Annotated in this window: 14 protein-coding genes; 2 read left to right on the top strand and 12 right to left on the bottom strand. The window is 34.1% G+C overall.

Features of this window, described 5'->3' with window-relative positions:
• Positions 1–502: 502 nt before the first annotated feature.
• The 9 genes from AST99_RS18180 to AST99_RS18140 form a co-directional block, all read right to left on the bottom strand.
• Positions 503–2,722: a GH92 family glycosyl hydrolase gene (locus AST99_RS18180; protein WP_057784256.1), complete on the bottom strand. Its 2,220-nt coding sequence runs from the start codon at positions 2,720–2,722 to the stop codon at positions 503–505.
• A gap of 102 nt (positions 2,723–2,824) precedes the next feature.
• A complete protein-coding gene (locus AST99_RS18175) occupies positions 2,825–5,173 on the bottom strand; it encodes a beta-N-acetylhexosaminidase (RefSeq protein WP_057784254.1) in 2,349 nt (782 codons plus the stop codon).
• A 16-nt stretch (positions 5,174–5,189) separates the two neighbouring features.
• Entirely contained in the window at positions 5,190–6,209 is a 1,020-nt protein-coding gene (locus AST99_RS18170) for a glycosylasparaginase (RefSeq protein WP_057784252.1), read from the bottom strand.
• Positions 6,210–6,223: 14 nt separating this feature from the next.
• Positions 6,224–8,476 carry a GH92 family glycosyl hydrolase gene (locus AST99_RS18165; protein ID WP_057784250.1) on the bottom strand — a complete coding sequence of 751 codons (2,253 nt, stop codon included), beginning with the start codon at positions 8,474–8,476 and terminating at the stop codon, positions 6,224–6,226.
• A 4-nt stretch (positions 8,477–8,480) separates the two neighbouring features.
• Positions 8,481–9,599, bottom strand: coding sequence for a family 10 glycosylhydrolase (locus AST99_RS18160; RefSeq protein WP_057784247.1), 1,119 nt, complete (start codon positions 9,597–9,599; stop codon positions 8,481–8,483).
• 7 nt (positions 9,600–9,606) lie between these two features.
• A complete protein-coding gene (locus tag AST99_RS18155) occupies positions 9,607–10,677 on the bottom strand; it encodes a carbohydrate-binding family 9-like protein (RefSeq protein ID WP_057784245.1) in 1,071 nt (356 codons plus the stop codon).
• Between the two features lie 10 nt (positions 10,678–10,687).
• Complete coding sequence (locus AST99_RS18150; RefSeq protein WP_057784243.1) at positions 10,688–11,653, bottom strand: glycoside hydrolase family 130 protein; 966 nt, start codon at positions 11,651–11,653, stop codon at positions 10,688–10,690.
• Between the two features lie 37 nt (positions 11,654–11,690).
• The gene (locus AST99_RS18145) at positions 11,691–13,574 is read right to left on the bottom strand and encodes a sodium:solute symporter family protein (RefSeq protein WP_057784241.1); all 1,884 of its coding nucleotides are present in this window, start codon (positions 13,572–13,574) and stop codon (positions 11,691–11,693) included.
• On the bottom strand, positions 13,574–15,829 hold the full coding sequence (locus tag AST99_RS18140; protein WP_057784240.1) for a GH92 family glycosyl hydrolase: 2,256 nt from the start codon (positions 15,827–15,829) through the stop codon (positions 13,574–13,576). The genes AST99_RS18145 and AST99_RS18140 overlap by 1 nt, the downstream gene beginning before the upstream one ends.
• Positions 15,830–16,204: 375 nt before the next feature.
• Here AST99_RS18140 and AST99_RS18135 point away from each other — a divergent pair, with 375 nt between their 5' ends.
• Both AST99_RS18135 and AST99_RS18130 read left to right on the top strand, forming a co-directional pair.
• Positions 16,205–17,041, top strand: a complete 837-nt coding sequence (locus AST99_RS18135) for a sensor histidine kinase (protein WP_338044124.1) — start codon at positions 16,205–16,207, stop codon at positions 17,039–17,041.
• A 48-nt stretch (positions 17,042–17,089) separates the two neighbouring features.
• Positions 17,090–17,800, top strand: a complete 711-nt coding sequence (locus AST99_RS18130; RefSeq protein ID WP_057784236.1) for a LytR/AlgR family response regulator transcription factor — start codon at positions 17,090–17,092, stop codon at positions 17,798–17,800.
• 129 nt (positions 17,801–17,929) lie between these two features.
• On the opposite strand, the gene AST99_RS18125 is transcribed toward AST99_RS18130, so the two are convergent.
• From AST99_RS18125 to AST99_RS18115, 3 genes are all read right to left on the bottom strand, one after another.
• A complete protein-coding gene (locus AST99_RS18125) occupies positions 17,930–19,243 on the bottom strand; it encodes a sugar MFS transporter (protein WP_057784235.1) in 1,314 nt (437 codons plus the stop codon).
• A gap of 478 nt (positions 19,244–19,721) precedes the next feature.
• A complete protein-coding gene (locus AST99_RS18120) occupies positions 19,722–21,197 on the bottom strand; it encodes an arylsulfatase (RefSeq protein ID WP_057784233.1) in 1,476 nt (491 codons plus the stop codon).
• Positions 21,198–21,221: 24 nt separating this feature from the next.
• Positions 21,222–23,081, bottom strand: a complete 1,860-nt coding sequence (locus AST99_RS18115; RefSeq protein ID WP_057784231.1) for an alpha-L-fucosidase — start codon at positions 23,079–23,081, stop codon at positions 21,222–21,224.
• Positions 23,082–23,105 lie beyond the last annotated feature (24 nt).

Raw genomic sequence — 23,105 nt, 5'->3', positions numbered from 1 at the left:
ATCTTAGTTCTATTTAAAAGCTTATCTAGTATTTAGATTAGTATTCTTGCAATTAGTTTAATTATTTCCGAAATATTTTAAGACATTAAAAGGAGAAACTTTAAACATCTCTCCCTTTAATTATTAACTAAACAAACAAACTAACAGTTATAAAGTAAATACCTAATTCAGAATTTATAAAATTAGTTCGACCAATAACAAATCTAGAATGGTGTTGGTTAGAAAAACATATATTTCGTTAATAATTGTATTGTAAATGTTAAGATATTACTAAATCTAACTCCTTAGATAGCTGAAAATACCTTTTTTTTAACAAAAAATTATCAATAACATACATTTATAAACTATTCTTGGATTTAACTTTTTTAGTATCAATAAGATGCAATCTGATTTATATTATCTATCATAGATATACAATAAATGATAGTATTTATGATTAAAACATAAAAAAACCTCGTAAAAATTTCTTTCTACGAGGTTTTATTCTTTTGAGACAGATTTCTTAATCTGTGGTGATTTTTAAATTTGAGCCCTTGATTAAATCTGAATGATTAATGAAGTAGCTTTTATGTGCTTTTCCATTAAGTTGAATTGTTTTGACGATATCATCTTTAGAACCTACTTTTTCAATAACAAGTGTTTTTCCTTCATAGTAATTTTGATCTAGAGCGATTGTTATTTTATCGAATACAGGCGTTGTTATGGTATAAAGCGGTTCACCTGGCGATACAGGGTAAATTCCCATCATGCTATAAATTAACCATGCAGACATGGTTCCTGTGTCATCATTCCCAGGCAAGCCAGCAGGTTTGTTCTGAAAATATGTTTTAATTAACTCTTGTACTTTTTGTTGTGCGCGCCACTCTTCGCCTTTAACATAATTGAATAAGAACGGATAAGCAATATCGGGCTCGTTAGCCATATCGAATTGATCGGTATTAAATAAGGTTTGCAATTGTTTGCTAAATGCTTTTTGTCCACCCATTAATTTCATTAAACCTTTTATATCATGCGATACCATAAAAGCATATTGCCAAGCATTACCTTCTATAAATCCAATGTTTTCTGTGAAATTTGCTCCAGCTAACGGATCGAAAGGTTCGTAAAAAGAACCATCTGCATTTCGCGGACGAAGTAACATTAAATTTTTATCGAACAACTTTCTATAAGAAACGGCTCGTTTTGAGAAACGTTTATAATCGTCTTTTTTATCTAAAGCTTTAGCTAATAATGCAATCGAAAAATCGGTTGCATTATATTCTTGAGTTGTTGAAACGGCACCTCTTTGCTTACTGGTTAAATAACCTTTATTAATATACGTTTCTATATTGGGACGTAATGGATTATCTTCTAAAGCATCGGCACTTTTTACCATGGCTTCGTAAGCTTTTTCTATATCAAAATCTTTTATCCCTTTTAAGTAGGTATCAGTAAGTATAATACCTGCTGGATCGCCAACCATAGTTGTTGTTTCTGTTGCATTAAGTTCCCATTTTGGTAACCAACCACTTTCATCATAAATATCTAACATGCTTTTTACCATATTAGATTGTTGTTTGGGATACACCAAAGACATTAAAGCATGTAAGTTTCTATATGTATCCCAAAACGAGAACACCGTAAAACGTGTATCGGTAGTATTTAAAGTTTCTCGTGTGGCCATTTTTGGATAGTCGCCATTGTAATCATTTAAAATATTAGGATGTATTAAACTGTGATATAAAGCCGTGTAAAAAATAACCTTATCATCTTGAGAGCCGCCTTCAACCTTTATTTTTGATAATTGCGTGTCCCAAGCAGTTGCTGTTTCATTATAAATATCATCAAAAGATAAATCTTGTGTTTCTTTTTCTAAATTTTCGCGTGCATTTTCTATACTCACATAAGAAATCCCAACCTTTACCTCTACTTGCGTTGGCTTATCGAAATTATAACTAAAATAACTCCCAATACTATCGCCCACCACTTCTTTTTGGTAACCTTCCATAATTCTTGGTTTCCCATTATATACCATCCATTCTGCTTCTGCACCTTTATATGGTCTAGCCGTTTTCCAAACTCCATACTTTTCTGCAGGCTCACTAAATTTAGCTACAAAATAAACCGGATACGCTTCTTCTGGCTTGTAATAACAAAATGACCCTACACTACGCATACCTTCAATTTCTGTTGCAGACACTATTTTTACAGAAGCACCTTCTTCATTAGTCAACCCTAACCCCAGATTCAATAATATATTAGATTCTCCTTTTAGAAACGTATAGCGAGACACACCCGTTCTGGTTGTAGCTGTGGTTTCTACTTTTATATTATATTTAGATAATACATTAGAATAATAACCCGCTTTTGCTACCTCGTTAGTGTACGTACTGCCGTATTTTAAATGATTCGTTTCTAATGCTCCGGAAGTTGGCATGAATAGAATAACACCTAAATCTGGACAACCTACTCCACTTAAATTTACATGAGAATAACCTGTTAAAAACGTATTTTCATTCACGTAAGGATTAGACAACCAACGGCTGTCTTTTTCTAAAGTATTTTGTGATCCTGCTACATTAAAAGGTGATACACTTGCCATACCACGCGGAGCTATAGCTCCCGGGTTAGTGGCTCCAAAATTTGATGTTCCGATAAACGGATTCACATAATTTGAAAATTCTTGTGCATTTAAAATTATTATATGCATTAAAGCACATAACATTAGGAATTTCTTTTTCATAGAAAACTATTGGGTTTAGATACCTTTCAGACATCTAAAATATTAATTTAATTTAAAAAACCTACATAGCACAAATTGGACTAAATAGGCTTTAACCACGATTTAATTAATTAAAATTTCGTCTACAAACAACCAACGCTCTTTAGCATTTTCTACATTTTTAGCGATACTTGCTTTTACTTTTATAAATCTTGCGTGCTGTAATTTAAAATCTAATTTAAAATTGTGTAGTTCTGGTTCTGTATTAAAAACAAACGGTCTATTTATACTTCTAACACTTTTATATGTTATCCCATCTTTAGATACAAGAACTTCTATTGATGATGGATAATAAATACCATTTTTTTGATTTTCCATAGTCCCAAACGTGATCTGACTTATTGGTTTCTCATCTTCTAAATCTATGGTAACTTCTAGAGGCGTATTTAACCATGCTTGCCAGCGGCCATCTCTAAAATTTTTAGTTCCGCGCAAAGTATTCACCAAATTAGACGTTCCTGTTCCTGCATATCTTTCATGATATATGGTCTGATAATTCACCTTATGAGCCACAGCATTATGGAACGTAATGGTATCTGTAAAAATAGGACCAACTAGACTATCATTTTTGAATAATCCAGCTTTTACAATAGTTGTGTTATTTAAAACAATAGGCTTGGTATAAGGTTTAGATTCTCTATTTAACTGCGCATCATTTAAAGCATACCGAATATCTGAATCTGCATATTCATTATGTAAAACTAAAGACACTGTTTTTTCTTCTAAATCGGTCTGCATATCGGAGGTTACAATAAAAGAACTTTTGGCATAATTAATTCCAAGATATTCATAACGCTCGAAAGCAGAAGGTAAACGTTTAGAAAAATCATCCCAATTCCGTAACGCTTTCGCACTCCAAACGGTTTCGGCTAAAGCTGTAAGTCTCGGAAATATCATGTATTGTGAATGCGATTCTGTAGGAATATGTTCTGCCCAAAGGTTAGCTTGTCCACCTAAAACATGTTTAGCTTCTTCTTCAGTCATGGAGTCTACAACTGGATCGAACTGATACACTTTACTCACGGTAGTAACACTACCACCAGCAACAGGTTCTAATTCAGGAGGCCCTTGGTAATAATCGAAATAGGAATGAGAAACCGGAGTCATCACCACATCGTGACCTTGAGCAGCTGCTTCCAAGCCACCTTTAAATCCGCGCCAACTCATTACTGTTGCATCAGGTGCCAATCCGCCTTCTAAAATCTCATCCCAACCAATTAGTTTTTTTCCTTTAGAATTGATGAATTTTTCAATACGTTTTATAAAATAACTTTGTAATTCTTCAACATCTTCTAAATGCTCGTCATTAATTCTTTTTTGGCAATACGGACACGTTTCCCAATGTGTCTTAGTAGCTTCATCTCCTCCAATATGAATATATTTTGAAGGAAAAACAGTCATCACTTCGGTTAAAACATCTTCTAGAAATTCAAACGTATGCTCTTTCCCGGCGCAATAAATATCTGTAATTGGCCACAATGCACCAGAAGGTACAGCAATTTGTTTCGGATTATCAAAACAAGACAGTTCAGGATAAGCCGCAATTGCACTAGATACATGGGCTGGCATTTCTATTTCTGGAATAATTTCTACACCTTTTAATTGAGCATAAGCGACAACTTCCTTTAATTGGTCTTGGGTTAGAAACCCACCATAAGTTCCTTTTTCATCAGGACTGTTTACAGTTCTAGAACCCCATGGTTTGTCTTCTTGATCTACGCGCCATGCTCCTATTTCTGTTAACTTCGGATATTTTTTAATTTCTATACGCCAACCTTGATCATCTACTAAATGCAAGTGAAGCACATTCATCTTCAACAAAGACAAAGCATCTATAGTTTCTAACAAATAATCTTTGTCAAAAAAATGACGCGATAGATCTAACATTAATCCACGCCATTTAAAACGAGGGCCGTCTTCAATTTTTAAACTAGGAACTTCCCAATTGATACCAATTACTGGAGATTGACTTTCTATTGCAGTTGGCAATAATTGACGCAGTGATTGCACAGCATATAAAAATCCTGAATTATCTGAGGCTTTAATTATTATCTTTTTTTCTGAAACATCTAAGATGTAATGTTCTGGTTCTAGATTAGAATCCAATTCAAAAACAATTACATTTTCGTCTGAAGATTGTGCTGTAATTTCTAAGTCTAATTGAGCGGAAGATTTAAATTTATTAATTAATAATTGAGCAGCGGGTTTCTGACTTTCGTTTGAAACTACAAACTGAGTCGTTTCATTAAACTTAAAAACACCCGACTTTAGTTGAAGGGTTTCAACTTTAGGAATAATGTGTATATCTGCTTCCGTATAAACTTTATCGTTTTTACTTTGGCATGCACTAAGCAAAACAAAAAAGATAATTATTAAGGTATAATTGATATTAAGCTTGCTTGTCTTTGTCATTTTAATTCTATTTACTTCAATCTTTCCAAGTCATTTTAGAACCTGGCTTTTCCATTCTATTTCCTTTTTCTTCATCACAAACGGCATAATTAAAACCGCCACGTAAACTATAACCACCATATTCCCCTTGTTTATTTACAGCAATAAAACCGACCTGCAAATACGGCATGTCTTTATGGTTTTTGTGTTTATTATAAATACGCTCTACAATTTCTTTACAAGCTTCGTTAGGTGATTTCCCTTGACGCATAAGCTCTACAACCATAGCGCTTCCGGCAGTTCTAATAACTGCTTCACCTAAACCAGTAGCTGCTGCTCCGCCCACTTCATTATCTAAAAATAAACCTGCACCAATAATTGGCGAATCTCCAACACGACCATGCATTTTCCATGCTGCACCACTTGTTGTGCAACCGCCAGTAAGATTCCCCTCGGCATCTATAATTAGCATGCTTATTGTATCGTGATTTTCAATGTTAATTACCGGCTGATATTTTGATTTTTCTAACCAGTTTTTCCATGCTTTTTCAGACTCAGGAGTCAGTAAATTTTCTTCTTTAAAACCTTGAGACAATGCAAAATTAAAAGCACCTTGCCCCGTTAACATCACGTGAGGTGTCTCTTCTAAAACTTTTCTAGCTACAGAAATAGGATGTTTTATGCCTTGTAAAAATGAAACAGAACCACAATCACTATTTTGGTCCATAATGCAAGCATCTAACGTGACTTTACCTTCACGATCAGGTAAACCGCCGAAACCTACACTTCTTACTTTTGGATCGGCTTCAGATATTTTTAAACCTGTTTCTATAGCAGATAATCCAGATTCACCTTTTTTTAAAGTCTCCCAAGCAGCTTGGTTTGCAGCTAAACCATGATTCCAAGTTGAAATTATTAAAGGTTTTTTCGCGATATTAGCACCGTAATTTTCTGAAGTTAAAACAGTATCTTTTGCAAGAGCTGTATTAGTATATAATGCACTAAGTCCTACTGTACCTAAAGCTGCTTTTTTTAAAAATTTCCTTCTACCTGACATAACTTCTAAATCAATTAATTAAACACCTGTGATGATGGCGCCATTACAAACGCATCATTTTTATTAGGCTGATCGCCCATAACAAAAATCAATTCTCCACCTTCCATAATGGTTTTATGTGTAATATAACTTTGTTTAATAGCCGTTCCGTTTAAGGTTATGGATTGGATATACTTATTCGCCTTACTGTTATTTTCAGCTAAAACAGTAAATGTATTTCCGTTTTCTAAATTTAAAGTGGCTTTATCAAACAATGGTGAACCAAAACTATACACTCCTTGTGCAGGATTTACAGGATAAAATCCTAAACTACTGAAAATATACCAAGACGACATTTGTCCGCAGTCTTCATTACCGCAATGTCCATTAGGTGCATTTTTATATTGTGTTTCTAATATTTCTCGCACTTTTTCTTGCGTTTTCCAAGGTTTACCAATGTAGTTATATAAATATCCAACATGGTGACTTGGTTCATTACCGTGTGCATATTGCCCGATCATTCCTGTACTAAAAATTGGCAGTTTATCGTTTGCTAGCGGATAATAAGAAAACATAGAATCTAACTTTGTCTCGAAAGCCGTTTCTCGACCAATCGTATCTATTAAACCTTCCACATCTTGTGGTACAGACCATACATATTGCCATGCATTACTTTCGCAAAAATATGGTGTGTATTCTTTAGGAATAAAATGTTCTATAAACTTACCATCTTTATACTTCGGACGCATAAATGTACTTTTAGAATCGTAAATATTTTTCCAGTTATTGGCACGTGCAGAAAAATATTTATAATCGACTTCCTTGCCTAAATCTTTAGCGAATTGCGCAATACACCAATCATCGTAAGCGTATTCTAAAGTTTTAGACACGGACCAATTTTCATGATCGTCATCAATAGGCACATAACCATATGTCATATAATCATCAATTTGTCTGCTGTCATCCATCGCACTTTGCTTACATGCTTCAAAAGCCAATTCGGCATCAAAATTTTTAACACCTTTAAAATAAGCATCTACTATAACAGGAACGGCATGGTAACCAATCATCATATTGGTTTCGTTCCCTTGCATAGACCAAACAGGCAATAAACCTGTTTCGTTATAATGTGCTAAAAGTGAATTTATCATGCTAGACACACGCTCTGGATGTAAAATGGTGTGTAATGGATGTGCTGCTCTATAGGTATCCCAAAGAGAAAATGTATCATAACGATCGTAACCTTGGGCACTCATAATACTATCGTTTGCCCCTTTATAATCACCATTTAAATCGCTTAATAAGGTTGGTGCTAACATGGATTGATACATCATGGTATAGAAAATTGTTTTCTTTTCCACATCATCTGTTTCGATCTTTATTTTTTGTAGTTGTTTGTTCCAAACATCATCTGCTTCCGCTTTTATGTCTTCAAAATTAAAACCTGGAGTTTCTGATTGAATAGATTTATACGCCCCGTCGATACTGGCTGTAGACAAACCTGTTTTTAAAACAATCTTCTCTTGTTCTGCAGTACTATAATCTAAAATAAGTTGTGTATTAACGCCTGTTATTGGAGATTCTACCCGTTCGCCTTCACTTAACAATGTGTAAGATTTAAAAGGCTTTGACAGCTTAATTACAAAATATAAACGCTGGTCTCTGGCCCAACCTTTAGACAATCTATAACCTTCTATGGTTGTATCGTCAACAATATTGAAATGCGTTTCGGTGGGTTTGTCCCAATTTAAAGAATAGCCTAAATCGATATGAATTTGAGATAAACTATCTTTAGGAAATGTGTATTGATGAATTCCTGTTCTGCGTGTAGCAGTAACTTCTGCATGTATTCCAAAATCTGAAAGCATCACGCTATAATATCCAGGAGAAGCCGTTTCATTATCGTGAGAAAAACGAGAAAACGGTTTAAAATTATTCTCTTTAATTTTTTTAGACGATCTGCTATTGGTTGGCATTACCAAAATATCGTACATATCGCCTGCTCCTGTGCCACTTAAATGGGTGTGCGAAAATCCGGAAATAATAGAATCCGGATAAAAATACCCAGAAATTCTATCCCAACCCGGAATCCCATGGTCGGGACTTAATTGCACCATTCCAAAAGGCACGGTGGCTCCTGGATACGTATTCCCAGGGCCATCGGTTCCAATAAAAGTATTTACAAACGATGTTAACGCATCAGGTTTAACTTCTACTTCAACTTGTTTTTCTTTTTTACAGGCATAGCAACAAATTATTAATACCGCTATGTAAATACTTTTATTCATGTATTTATTCTTTAGAATTTTTAATAATTTCGAATTGCTCTTCTGTCATTTTTCCATCATCAAAAAATGCAATTCCACTTGCGCCGTTATCTTTTGCCATTTGAATAGCCTTTTTTAAATCTTCTGGCGTTAATTTAGGTGTAAATAAACCCGTGTGTAATTCTGTTGGTTTTCCTTCTAAATCTTCCACACCTTGCTTTGTAGCATATCCAATCCAGTCTAATTCTTCATTATAAAAATTATAATAAATCATTGGTAAAACCATATCAATTTTCCATTTATCCCAACGTTGACGTACCATATGATCTGCCATTTCTGGATAAGGAAATACTGCAGCACTTAATTTTTTATCATGTTTATGTACCACTTCGTATGCTTCGTTTACAAGAGATCTTATTTCATTTAAACGGAAATTTTTCCATTCAATATCAATCGCAGGGTTTTCCATTTTACGAGGATCTTTATGGTGAAGTGCCATAAATTTTTCTACACTAGCATCAGAATAATCGAAATCGTAATCTGGTAATTCTTCTTCTTGTTTTAAATCGTATTTTGGAAGTAATCCAACTGGTAAATACACATCTGGATAACGTATATAATCTAAGTGTACACTTGTTACCCCTTCTACCTTAGCCAAACCTTCTACCAGACTTAAAATGTGTTTTCTTGCTTCTGGATGACTTGGAGATAACCATTGATAATATCCTACATACGGTCTGTCTTCTTTTACAAAACAAGACTTTCCGCTACGACTAACCATATACCAATCTGGGTGTTGTTGCGCTATAGAATCTCCTGGTCTGTTTGTGGTAAACATCCAAGCATGCACCTCTAAACCTAACTTATTTGCTATTGGTGCTGCCTTAGATAATGTTTTAGGATCTGCATTTGTATTGATTAAAATAGCATCAATACCATTTTCTTTTAAAATACTAAATCTCTTTTCTATACTAGATGCTGATTCTTTATCTCCTACAGCAATCCATTTCCAATATTTAAAACTAGTAGGCGCTTCTGCAACAACCTCTTTAGTTTTTAAATTTTCTTTTGGTGCAGTTGTATTATCATTACAAGACACCACACTTAATATAACGCTTAGAAAAGCAATTTTTAATATTCTCATAGTATTATTATTCTGATATAAATTTTCCGTCTTCTTTTACCGTTAGCATTTTATTTGTGAATGGACTTTTAACTGATATGTTCCATCCCATGCTGTGGGTTTCTAATTTCGGCTGTATTAATTTTCCGTCGACTTTAATCTCTGATTGTTTTAAATGTGCTATTGAAGTAAAATAACTAGTTGTCTCTTTAAAATGTGCCGTTTGTTTGCGATACATTTTATACAATTCCCATTTTATTTTATCGTCTTGAGGAATTTCGAAGGTATTTTCTTTTTTAGGTGTTTCTGAAGAGAAAAATACATATCCCCATTTTTCTGGTTCGTGCATGTTTATAACGCCCATAGGCGACCATACCCAATTGTATTCGTGTAAGCGCTTTCCATTAGCATCTTTTTTTCTTTCGTATTTTCCATCGGTAATTTGATGATCCCAATTTACACGAGAAAAATTAACGCGCCAAAATTTATCTGTAGGTACATTTTTATGGAAATACCCCGTTTTATATGCTGACCACGGAATCGCGATTTCTAACATCCAACCTGTATCGGTATCGTTAGGATTATTTAGCGTACCATTTACTGTAACAGCCGATTTTAAACCTATAATATTCCAATCGTTTAATACCACATTTGGATTACGATATGGTTTAGACACAAACAAATCCCAAGCCGTATTTAACGCGTTTAGTTCTAACTCGTAATAATTATGTGTATCGCCCGTAGGATCTACAAACACTTCAAAATCGTTATTATGAAATATAATAGCATCCCTTTTAGTAATGTCTGCCCACACATGAGGTTCTTCCATTTTGGCTAACACATAAAAATACGTATCGTCCCAAAGCATTTTAACTTCCGTTTTATATTTGGGTTGTTTTTCACCTTCAATATCAATGAACAAATTTGTCCATGCAACTTCATTCCATGCGGCATCGTTAGCTTCACCATCAATAGTAATCGTTTCTGGTGTTTTATAAGCGGTATAAGTTTGCGGAATAATATCTTTTTGATCTTGAGCATTGCTTATGCTTACTAAACCACAACATAATACCCACAAAAACGTATTTTTAACCTGCATGTTTAATGTTTTATAAACTATTATTTTTAGTAAAATCGATAACTTCACTTAACTTTCCAAAAGCCATAGCTACTACTGTATCTGCAGCACCATAATACACTGCTAATTTATCTTCTTTAGTATCGTGCAATGCGGCACAAGGAAACACAACATTAGGCACATCTCCTACTTGCTCGTAAATTTCGGCTGGACCTAATAAATAAGGTTGCGTTCTATATTTTACTTTATCGGGTTCGTTTTCGTCTAATAACGCAGATCCCATAGCATATCTAAAGCCGTTACAGGTATTAATTACACCATGATAAATCATTAACCAACCTTCGTCTGTTAAAATAGGAATTGGTCCTGCACCAATCTTTGTACATTGCCAAGCACTATCTTCAAAATTAGACGCTTTCATAACACAACGGTGTTCTCCCCAATATTTCATATCTGGACTGTAACTAATATAAATATCACCAAAAGGTGTATGTCCATTATCACTAGGTCTGCTTAACATGGCATATTTACCATTTATTTTCTGCGGAAACAAGACTCCATTTCTATTAAATGGCAAAAAGGCATTTTCACACTGGAAAAATTCTTTAAAATCGAATGTATACCCAATACCAATAGTTGGTCCGTTATAGCCATTACACCAGGTAATCCAATAACGATCTTCTATAAATACCACACGTGGATCGTATTTATAATCAGATTCAATCATGTCGGTATTTCCAGCCTTCATAACAATAGGCTCGTGTTCTATATCCCAGTTTATACCATCTTTACTAAAGCCTGCAAAAATATTCATTTGCACAGCTTTATTGTCACAACGAAAAACCCCTGCAAACCCATCTTTAAAAGGCACAACGGCACTATTAAAAATACTATTTGACGACGGAATACTATATCTATCTATAATAGGGTTTTCTGAGTAGCGCCACATAACATCATTACAGTTACTGGGCTTATCTTGCCAAGGTATTTGTTTCATTCTTATTTACTTTTGAGTTTGTTGGTTATTATTTTTTTTAATCGACATCTGGAAGTTTTCGTACTTTATCTAACCAGGTGAATTTTAATATAATTGTGGTGATTGCAAAGATTCCCAATGCCATGAATGTTTTAGGATAATCTCTAATCATGAAATATATTGGTAGTAAAATCATACTAGATTGCCATACTATACCCACGACGCAATTTAACATATCTGATACAAAATCTCCATTTTTAGTTATGGTCTTATCCTCTTTCTGAAGTTCTTTTAAAACCGGTTTCCACCATCCCCAAGGTCGTACATTAAAATAAAACGCTTTTAAGGTTTCTATATTGGTTGCTGGCGTTAAAAATGTCCCTAAGAAAGAACCTAATAAGGATACCGTAAATATGATTGGAAAAATATAAATAACAGGAATATGTGCACAATGATACATAAAGGAATCGACTTCAAAATTCGCTTTATTCATATCTAACAGAAACTGTAAAGTTGCAATAATTAATCCCGAGGTCATGCCCCAAAAATATCCCCAACCATTAAATCGCCACCAAATCCATTTTAGAAAGTTTGCTGCCACATAACCACCATAAAGCGCACTAGTAATCCAAAGCGTGATGGCATTAATAGACTCTGCGAAAAATCCCATAATAACACCTAAGATTACAATAATAAACGAAGTAATATGACTCGCTTTTATATAATGTTCCTCTTTTGCATTTGGTTTGTAGTATTTTTTATAAATATCGTTTACAACATAAGCTGGCCCTGAATTTACAAACGCAGAAAACGTAGACATAAATGCGGCTAAAAGCCCGGCAAGTAATAATCCTTTTATCCCGACAGGCACATGATTATTAATAACTGTAGGTAAGATTATTTCTAGATCGCCTAAACTCAACGTCGGAGATGCAGCCATAAACGGTGCAAGATAAACCAAGGCTAACACTACAATACCTCCAATAAGCAAATAGCGTGGTATAAATAAAATAAGGTTTGTAAATCCACTCATGTATGCCGCCTCTTTTACAGATCTAGTAGATAAAATACGTTGCATATCGTAACTTGGAGTTGGTCCTGCAATACTCGCAAAAAAACCTTTAAACAAACACATACCAATAAAAGCTCCGAACATTTTATACCCTTGTGTATCTACAAGATTATTAAAAGCCGTAAGTTGCCCTGTCCAAGAACCTTCTATAGAATTTCCGAAAAAGATTGTACTCCATTCTGCAGAGATGATATTATTAATTTCTAAATCTGTAACGGTTACAAATGCATAAATAGCGACCAATACACCCGACAATACCATAATTCCGTATTGTAATACTTCTGTGGCTACCACAGAAAACATACCGCCTTTTATGGTATAAATAGTCGTTAAAAATATAATGATTAGGGCGTAACTCTGACTTGATGTAATTAATACAGCGTTGTTAAATTCTATAGCAATGTCCCAAGGTAAAATAACAGACATAAATTTACCTACACCTTCAAAGAAATACGCTATAAAACCAACAGAAGCTACAATAGCGAAAATAGCCACAATTAAGTGAGAAGCTCTACCTGCTTTATCATCTCCAAAACGTGTTAAAATCCATTCGGAACCCGTCATAATATTCGAACGTCTTATCCAAACGGCTAAGAACACCATAATGAAAATTTGATTCCAAATGGGCCACATCCACATAAACATGAAACTCTTTGCACCATACAAAAACAGTAAACCAACCATCCATGCTGTTCCGGACACATCAAACATTCCTGAACCATTACTTAATCCTAAGTAATACCATTTTATACTTTTACCTCCTAAAAAATAAGAATCTAATCCTTTTGATGCTCTTTTAGATATCCAAATACCAACCCCAAGTGTTAATAGAATATACAGTACTATAATTATTACGTCTATACTATGCATTAGCGCTTGTTGTTTTTGTTAATTCCCCATGATTTATTTGGTGTGTCCCCCATTACAAAATGAAGTGTCCCTCCATGCTTTATGGTTTCATGGGAAATGGAAGATTGATTAAACAATTCGCCATTTAGTGTCGCTGACTGTATATATATATTTTGAGCCGAAACGTGTTCTGCTTCTATTACAAAGGTTTTATCTTCTGAAATTGAAAGGGTTGCTTTCTCAAAAATCGGACTCCCAATTTCATATACTGTTGAAGCTGGATTCATTGGGTATAAGCCTATAGAGCTTAACGCATACCACGCACTCATTTGTCCGCAGTCTTCATTTCCACTTAATCCATTTGGTGTAGTATTATACTGGGTATCTAAAATATGCCTGGACCAATATTGTGTGCGCCACGGTTTGTTTGCCGCATTAAACATATACGCTATATGATGACTTGGTTCGTTACCATGCGCATACTGCCCAATTAAACCAGAAATATCTGCAGAGGTATTGGTTCCTGTAATTTCAGAACTTTCTGTAAACAACTGTTCTAAACGACCAGTAAACACCTCGTTGCTGCCATGTAATGTTATAAAATCTTCTACATTATGTGGTACAAACCAACTGTGTTGCCATGCATTACCTTCTGTATAGTCTGTATGTTCTCTATGGTTAGAATATTTTGGATCGAATGGTGTATGCCAAGATTTTCCATCTTCAGCTTTACCTCTCATAAAACCAGTTTCAGGATCAAATAAATATTGATATGCTTTAGAACGATTTAAAAAGTAATTATAATCTTCTGTTTTGCCAAGTGCTTTTGCCATTTGTGCGACACACCAATCATTGTAAGCATATTCTAAAGTTATGGTTACAGATTCATCTAACAACTCGTAAGGTATATATCCAAATTCTTTATAAAATTTTAAACCACGTTCGTCTTGCATCATGGTTGTTTTCATGGCTTCATATGCTTTTTCAGCATCAAAACCATCAATACCTTTCAAATAGGCTTCAACAATTACGGGAATTGAATGATAGCCTGTCATGGTATTGGTTTCATTTCCATAAAGCGTCCAAACAGGAAGTATCTTTTTAGTATCGTAATACGCCAACATTGAATTTGTGATATCCGAAACTTTATCTGGAGCGATTAACGTTAATAAAGGATGTTCTGCTCTAAACGTATCCCAAAGTGAAAGTGTAGAATAAGCCGTGTAATTTGTGGCCGTTTCAATACTATCGTTCTCTTTTCTAAACTGCCCGTTTTTATCGCTAAAAGTCACCGGAGCCAATTGTGTATGATACATGGCCGTATAAAAAATTGTTTTTAGTGAATCTATAGGCGTTTCGACCTTTATTTTGGATAACGCTGCGTTCCATGTATTTTCTGCTGCTAATTTTACGTCTTCAAACTTAAAACCATCAGTTTCTAAATTGTCTTTGGCATTGGCAACACTTACAGATGACAATGCGACTTTGGCATATAATTCGGTATCTTCTTTAGAATCAAAAAACAATTGTGTTGCTGTCTTTTCGCCCTTAGCAATAAGACCTTCAATAGTCTGACTGTCCGAAACTAAATTATGTTTGGTGATGGGTTTAGAAAACTGAGCTACAAAAAACACTTTTTGATTTTTTGCCCATCCTGTACTAAAGCGGTAACCACTTATAGTATAATCATCCTCTACCGTTATGGACGATTCGGTAGCTTTGTCCCAATTTATTCCAAAACCTAAATCGACCACAACAGTTTGCGGATCATTTGTTTTAAACGTGTATTTATGGTATGCCGTTCTTAACGCAGTAGTTAACTCGACATTTATATCGTGATCTTCTAAATATACCTGATAATATCCAGGTGAAGCAGTTTCATTATTATGACTGTAAGCCGATTTATAGTTTAAAGAATCTCTATTTTTTGGGGTTACAGTAATATCTACTTCCTTATTAACAGGCATAAAAATTACATCGGCTAAATCACCAATTCCTGTTCCGCTTAAACTTAAGTGACTAAATCCCACTGCTATAGAATCAGAATAATGATAACCCGAACACCAATCCCAATCAGTTATACCATTTAAAGGACTTACTTGTAACATCCCAAACGGAACAGTTGCTCCTGGATAGGTATGCCCGTGACCTCCAGTTCCTATAAACGGATTTACGTGCGTGTTTACAACATCCATTTTAGGGCTCTTTTTTACTGAAGTTTGGTTACAACTGGTAATAAAAATAAAAGACAAGAGGAGTAGTATAATTTGTTTCATAAATGATTTAATGAATTTATTACATTAAAAATTCATAAATTTAACGAATATCTAAAGTTATTTAGACGGATAACATATTAACTCAGGTAAACATCACAAAACCTCCTTAATTCTTCTAAAAAAGTGCAATTTATTTCAAATCACCTTTACAAAGTATCTTTAAAACATCACATTTTATTTTGGCTGCTGTATTTTTCTTTAAACACATTAAGATGGGGAAGTTATTTTAACGACACCTCTTTCGATGGCATATTACTGTCGCCGTATTTGTATTCTTTAAAGACAAATCTCTTAGGATTCCCAATACATATGATACTGTGCTACTTAAACATTTATGTACTGATGCCTAAGTTCGCGTTTAAGAAAAACTACGTCATGTATTTAATTTTACTACTCAGTTCCATATTTGTAATGGTGTGTTTAAAGTTTAATTTAACGTACTTTTTAGTGAGCCAAAGTGTGTGGCCAGAAGGTCCAGAGATTATAAGCAACCTGACGTTAAACTATACTGTAGACATGATGTTTGGAGAACTTTATGTTATAACGTTTGTGACTTCAATAAAAATCACTTTAGATTTCTTAAAGGAACACAAGAGAGTAACCGACTTAGAGAAAGCTCAATTAGAAACCGAACTCTTATTTTTAAAAACTCAAATCTCTCCACACTTCTTTTTTAATACGTTAAACAACATTTACTCTTTAGCAGTAGAAAATTCTAAAAAGACACCCAAAATAATATTAAAGCTAGCAGAACTAATGCGTTACATGCTTTATGAAACTAAAAATAAAAGACAATCTTTAGAAAATGAAATTCTTTGTATTCAAAATTATTTAGATCTAGAACGTGTAAGATTAAATGATAATGTAGAAATAGATATGTCTATTTCAGGAGATATTGAAGACAAAGAAATTTCACCAATACTGCTCTTAACATTTATAGAAAATGCCTTTAAACATGGGGTACACAAAAACATTGGAGACGTTAAAATTGAAATTGATCTATCGATTAAGGAAGATTTTCTGTATTTTAGAATTTCAAATCCAATGCCATTAAAAACGGAACATAAAGAACGATTTGACCGCTCTAGTGGAATAGGTTTAGAAAATGTAAAAAAACGACTTGCATTGGGGTATCACAAAAACGATTATAAGTTAAAAATTAAAGCAACCAAAGATAAATTTACTGTCAAGCTTAAGATAAAAGTCTCCTAAAATACCTAAGCCCTAACTAATAGCTAATACTAATTAAGAAAAATTAAAATGGAAATAAAATGTTTAATTGTAGATGATGAGCCTCTAGCAATCAATGTTATCAAAAATTACTTAGATCAAATAGAAGATTTTAAGGTAACAGAGACATTTACTAACGGTATAGATTGTTTAAATTATTTAAAGACAAACACTCCCGATGTCATTTTTTTAGATATTAATATGCCCGTTTTAGACGGTATAAATTTTATTAAAAGTTTAGAAAATCCGCCTTTGGTCATTATAACCACTGCTTACGAAGAATTTGCAGCAGAAACTTACGAATTAGATGTCTTAGACTATTTAGTTAAGCCGATAGAATTCCCTAGGTTTATGAAGGCTTTAAATAAAGTAAATAGAAGACTAAAAAATAACAAAACACCTTTTGAAAACACCAATGAGCGTCCTTTCCTTTTTATTAAAATAGATAAAAAGAAAATGAAAAAGATTTTCTTGGACGAAATTCTTATTGTTGAATCTTTAAAAGATTATTTAAAAATAAACACCACTTCAGGTAAATTTATTATACATAGTACGTTATCAGATTTCACCAACCTTTTACCGTCAAGAGATTTTATAAGAATACACAGATCTTACACTATCGCAATTGATAAAATTGATGCCGTGGAAGGCAATAGTATAGAAATTGAAGGTTTAAGATATGTTATTGGAAGATCTTATATAGATGAAGTGAAACAAAAAATATTGAATTCAGCTATCTAAAAAACAGCTTACCCAACTAAAAAAAGAATCTCTTAACAGTTTTATCAATGTTAAGAGATTCTTTTTTTTATATTTAAATCACTTCTACCAAAATGCAGAAACGATTAACTTTCTAAAGAGACGTTATATTTAGGCTATTTTTATTTTAGACTTTCCATTCTTATAACCAAACCAAACAATGTAAGCATAGCAACAAACAATTAGTAATAATGCTTTTTTAAATGCCATCTGATCTGTTAAAAATCCAAATGTTGGAGGTATAATTGCGCCTCCTACAATGGCAGTACATAATAAACCTGAAGCTTTAGGTTTTAATGCTCCAATACCATCTATGGCCAAAGTGAATATTGTTGGAAACATAATCGAGTTGAATAACCCAACAGCTAAAATACTCCACATACTTACTAAGCCAACGGTACTAATTGATATTATAATTAAGCTAATTGCAATTGTAGCAAAAATAGCTAACACTTTTCCTGGTTTCATTATTTTGGTTAGATACGCTCCTACAAATCGTCCAATCATGGCACCAGACCAATAAAATGTTACAAAAACACCTACAATGGCTTTACTATCATTATCTGCTAATCCAGAATTCAAAATAGATTCAGCTATAAAAACCATAAATCCGTTTTCCTTAATAACAGAAACAAGATTCATATCTAAAAAATAGTTTACCAAATAACTTCCAATCGCTACTTCTGCCCCAACATAAAAAAACAAGCCTAATACGCCTTGCATTACCTTTTTGTTTTTGAGCACATCTAAATAGCTTCCTGTAGATTTTTCACTAATCATTTCAGGTAGTTTGGCGAACAAAAACATTACAGCAATAAGCCCTATAAACATGGCTAAACCTAAAAAAGGCATTTGAACAGCAGAAGCTTCTGCCGACAAATACGCTTCTTTTGCTGTCGTTTCAAGTTGTGCAATTTCTGTTTTCGTTTTTACCACATCGCTTAATATAAACAAAGCACCAACTGCCGGAGCAATTGCCGTTCCTAACGAATTAAAAGCTTGAGAAAGATTTAATCGACTGGAAGCACTTTCTTCAGGTCCCAAAACCGATACAAAAGGATTTGCTGCGACTTGCAACACCGTCATACCTGCAGCCAAAACAAAATAAGCTAACATAAATACGCCGAAAATACGATAAGATGCTGCTGGATAAAATAACAAACACCCTAATGCCATGGTTAGCAATCCTAATATAATTCCACGTTTATATCCAATTTTAGAAAGAATATAACTAGCCGGTATAGAGAGTAAGAAATAAGCGCCAAAAAAAGCAAACTGCACTAAACCTGCTTGAAAATAAGTTAACGTAAACAACTCCCGTAATCGTGGTATTAATGAATCAACAAGAACTGTGATAAATCCCCAAAGAAAAAAAAGTAATGTTAATAGAATAAATGCTGAACGGTAGGATTTCTGAGATGTCATTATTTTGAAATTTTCACAAAAGATATATCAAATTTACAAATTATGCATTAAGACTCTTAGATAAAATTATTATGATAACAAAGTCCGTTATAATCTGATATTTTCACAAAGCTAAAATATGTTCTATTTTAAGAATACCCGTAATTACTTATTATTCTGAAAAACAATTATTCACAAATAGATAGTATCTTTTTTATTAAAAATATTTTAGGGTCATTGCAAATGAAAAATATCTCAAAAAAATTTAGAAACTTTTTTATGATTTTTATAAAAACAGGTATAAAGTGAACAAATTATTATAACCACAGTTAACTTAAACTTCAATTAAAAAGTTAAAACAGGTTTAAATTCTAAGTCGTAAAAGCACTATTATTACTAATAAAAAAGCAAAAAGCGAGACAACTTTATCTCGCTTTTTCACTATATAATGTTATCTAATTCACACAAAATTTAGTGACGTTTATATACTTAAATAACTTTATTTTGTTTCTTCTGGAGACCATTCAGGAATACCAATAGTTTCCAACTGCTTATAATAGCGTTTAGCAAATGGCTGATCTTTTGGTTCTACTATTGGTAAACCTTCATTCACCATTAATGGCTTTACATTTTCCCACCACGTATTGTAAGTACTTTGTAAACGAGCAATAACTTCTGGGTGTGCTGCAGATACATCATTCGTTTCTGATGGATCGTTAGGAATGTTATATAACTGACTATTATTATCGAAACGCCACTCTTGCGTTCTTACCGCTGACTTTTGGAATTTGGCTTCTTCGCGTTCTCCAGGTGCCCATCGTCCGCAATGAATAAACAGTTCTCTATCTTCCCAAGCTACGTTAGGATTTTCTAAAAGCGGTAGTAAAGAACGACCGCTTAATTCTTGCATCTTTTTAGGCAATTTTACTCCTGCTAATTCACAGAATGTTTGATACATATCAATATGAGCCGTTAAGGCATTAATATCGACACCAGTTCCTAATTTCCCTTTCCAATACCAAAATGCTGGCACATGTGTTCCGCCTTCAAAAGGTGAATTTTTACTTCCTCTTAGATTAGCATTATAATGGGTTATTTTTTCACCATTTAAAGAGCCTTTTAAATGTGTGGCCCCATTATCTGTCATGAAAATAACAAGCGTATTATCTAGAGCTCCCCAAGCCTCTAATTTTTCCATCAATACTCCAAAATTATCGTCTATATTTTCAATCATACCATAGCGTCCTGCTGTGCCTTCATCGTATCCTAAATCTAGAAAACGTTTTTTATATGCATCCGGAGCCACTAATGGTGCGTGTGGCGCATTTAAAGCGATATATGCAAAATAAGGCTGCTTAGCATCCTCTTGTTGTTTGATCCAAGCTTCGGCGGCATCAAAAAACACATCGGTACAAAACCCTTCAGTTTGCACAATTGTATCGTTATGAAGTAAGACATTATCAAAATACAGATTCTCTTCATTGGGAGGAAAATCACCATATTTTGTTTGTCCGATACCTCCCGCACCATGCATAAGTACCTCATCAAACCCTCGGTTTGTAGGCAAATACGCTTCATCATCTCCCAGATGCCATTTTCCAAAAAGTCCTGTTTTATATCCAGCAGACTGTAGGGCTTGCGGCATGGTAAACACATCTAAAGCCAAACGTTCACGTTGCATAATGGTATGTGTTACCCCAACTTCAAAAGGACGCGCACCACTCATTAAAGCTGAACGTGTTGGCGCACAAGTTGGACTGACCTGAAAATCGGTGAAGCGCATAGATTCATTGTAAAAAGCATCAATATGAGGTGTTTTTAAAACTTCATTCCCCATACAAGCTAAGTCTCCCATACCTTGATCGTCCGTCATAACTAAGATAATATTTGGTCGACTATTTTTTAGGGATGTTGTTTGCGCCAAGCCATCAAATATGCAAATGGCTAGAAGTGCTAATGTGAATATTTTTTTCATTTGTCTTTTGTAATTTGTTGTTATTTATTTTTCTATAGGAATAAGTTCTAAGCCTTTAAACTCATAGCTTCCTTTTGTGGCTTTAGATGCTGGTACTTTTGGGTACACTGTCAGTTTATGAACTCCAGCTTTCTCTATTTTTATATGACCTTCTTGTTCTTTTTTAGTTAATGTTCCAATAACGCCTTTCGAATTCAGTATCACTGAGTCATCAGACGTGCTCAACGTATACGTAAATCCATCGTTCCCAGAATCTTCGCTTATAATTTTGAATGTTCCTGGTTCTTTTACATTCACCGTCCAAATTAAACCTTGTTTTACATTTTCTCCCCAACGATGAGTCACCTGTTTATCGTAATCGTAACTTATTCGTCTAATAGAAAATTCACATTTTGAAACCGGTAATGCAATACGTCCATCTGTTTTTTGCTGAAGGGTTTCATCTATAACTTTAGCCTCCTCATCTGCAATTTCTAATACCACAACCGTTACTCTAGGTTGTTTTAATTCATTAGGAATTGTAACATTAATGGTTTCATCTTTCTGATTAAAATCTAAAGCTCGTTTTGAAAAATCTGCCAAAACATATGCTTTATTAACTTTTGATAAAACACCTTTTAACTCAACTTGATTATCTTTTAAGTCCTGAACATGCAAATAGACTTTCCCTGGCTTACTTGTTATGGCATATGGGGGAAATTTTAGCGGACTTGGATCGGCGCCGTAGATAGCTTCCCCATTAACTTTTAACCAATCTCCAATCGCATTGATGCTATTGACTTGCGATTCTGGGATTGTTCCGTCAGGTCGAGGTGCTACATTTAAAAGGTAAACCCCACCATTTCCTATGATGCGACACAGACTATAAATAAAATCTGAATAATCGTCGGAACGGTCCAATTCTGCACCGCGATTCGTGTATCCCCATCCATTTTTTGTTACAGACTCATGCGTTTGCCACGGCACTTTTAAATCGGGCAACCAAGTCGCTTTACTTACACTTGGCGTCGTTCCATTATCTATGGATACATCAAAATGTCCGTAACCATTTCCTAGTCGTGCATTTACCAAAGCACCTGGCTGATTTTCTTTTACAGTATCCATCATCAATTGACTTTGTGTGTCTGTAATTTGAAAAGGTGTATCGAACCACACCATAAAAATATCGTCATAATTCGTAGTTAACTCCTTTATCTGCATCACTGCCTTTTCTCTAAAATAAGCATCAAATTCATCGGCCGGTTTTATTACGCTATCAAAATCCCAATCGTTCCCTGCGCCTCCTTTTTCATGCCAATCTTGATCTTGAGAATAATAAAAGCCCAATTTCATATCTCGCTCTTTACATTCTTCGGCTAACTCCTTAAAAATATCACGGTTAAAACCTGCAAAATCATACAAATTATAAGGATGCTTAGATTTGTACATCGCAAAGCCATCGTGATGCTTAGCGGTAAGCACAATAAATTTCATTCCTGCATTTTCAGCGATATCTACCCATTCTTTAGCATTAAACTTTTCAGGCTTAAATTTACTGGCAGCTTCTTTTTCATATTCAGTTACGGGAATAAAACTTCGCCTCATAATCCATTCAGCAGCTCCAGGTTTCCCTTCCCATTCTCCTGCAAGTTGGGCATAAGGTCCAAAATGAACAAACAAACCAAATTTATCTTCATATAATTGATTCATATTCTCCCTGATTTCCGGTGTATAATCAGACATCTTGGTTTTTCCGAAGTCTACATCGCCTACCGTTTCCGTGACATAATCTATAGATGAATTTTCTGTGTCGCTGTTCGTTTTATTTTGACAGCTAAACTGAAGAACACAAATTACCACAACACCCAATACTCTATACCTTAAGTCCTTTATATTTTTAATCATAATTTTAAAACTTTATTATTTATT

It is taken from the genome of Formosa algae, from assembly GCF_001439665.1.
Lineage (GTDB): Bacteria > Bacteroidota > Bacteroidia > Flavobacteriales > Flavobacteriaceae > Formosa > Formosa algae.
Note: the sequence above shows the minus strand (reverse complement) of the source record. Positions and strands in the feature narration are given on the sequence as shown.

Excerpts from the sequence above, each read along its gene's own strand:
- AST99_RS18155 (WP_057784245.1), bottom strand. The coding sequence starts at position 10,677 with ATGCAGGTTAAAAATACGTTTTTGTGGGTATTATGTTGTGGTTTAGTA.
- AST99_RS18180 (WP_057784256.1), bottom strand. The coding sequence starts at position 2,722 with ATGAAAAAGAAATTCCTAATGTTATGTGCTTTAATGCATATAATAATT.
- AST99_RS18145 (WP_057784241.1), bottom strand. The coding sequence starts at position 13,574 with ATGCATAGTATAGACGTAATAATTATAGTACTGTATATTCTATTAACA.
- AST99_RS18175 (WP_057784254.1), bottom strand. The coding sequence starts at position 5,173 with ATGACAAAGACAAGCAAGCTTAATATCAATTATACCTTAATAATTATC.
- AST99_RS18120 (WP_057784233.1), bottom strand. The coding sequence starts at position 21,197 with ATGAAAAAAATATTCACATTAGCACTTCTAGCCATTTGCATATTTGAT.
- AST99_RS18170 (WP_057784252.1), bottom strand. The coding sequence starts at position 6,209 with ATGTCAGGTAGAAGGAAATTTTTAAAAAAAGCAGCTTTAGGTACAGTA.
- AST99_RS18140 (WP_057784240.1), bottom strand. The coding sequence starts at position 15,829 with ATGAAACAAATTATACTACTCCTCTTGTCTTTTATTTTTATTACCAGT.
- AST99_RS18160 (WP_057784247.1), bottom strand. The coding sequence starts at position 9,599 with ATGAGAATATTAAAAATTGCTTTTCTAAGCGTTATATTAAGTGTGGTG.
- AST99_RS18115 (WP_057784231.1), bottom strand. The coding sequence starts at position 23,081 with ATGATTAAAAATATAAAGGACTTAAGGTATAGAGTATTGGGTGTTGTG.
- AST99_RS18165 (WP_057784250.1), bottom strand. The coding sequence starts at position 8,476 with ATGAATAAAAGTATTTACATAGCGGTATTAATAATTTGTTGCTATGCC.
- AST99_RS18135 (WP_338044124.1), top strand. The coding sequence starts at position 16,205 with ATGTATTTAATTTTACTACTCAGTTCCATATTTGTAATGGTGTGTTTA.
- AST99_RS18130 (WP_057784236.1), top strand. The coding sequence starts at position 17,090 with ATGGAAATAAAATGTTTAATTGTAGATGATGAGCCTCTAGCAATCAAT.
- AST99_RS18150 (WP_057784243.1), bottom strand. The coding sequence starts at position 11,653 with ATGAAACAAATACCTTGGCAAGATAAGCCCAGTAACTGTAATGATGTT.
- AST99_RS18125 (WP_057784235.1), bottom strand. The coding sequence starts at position 19,243 with ATGACATCTCAGAAATCCTACCGTTCAGCATTTATTCTATTAACATTA.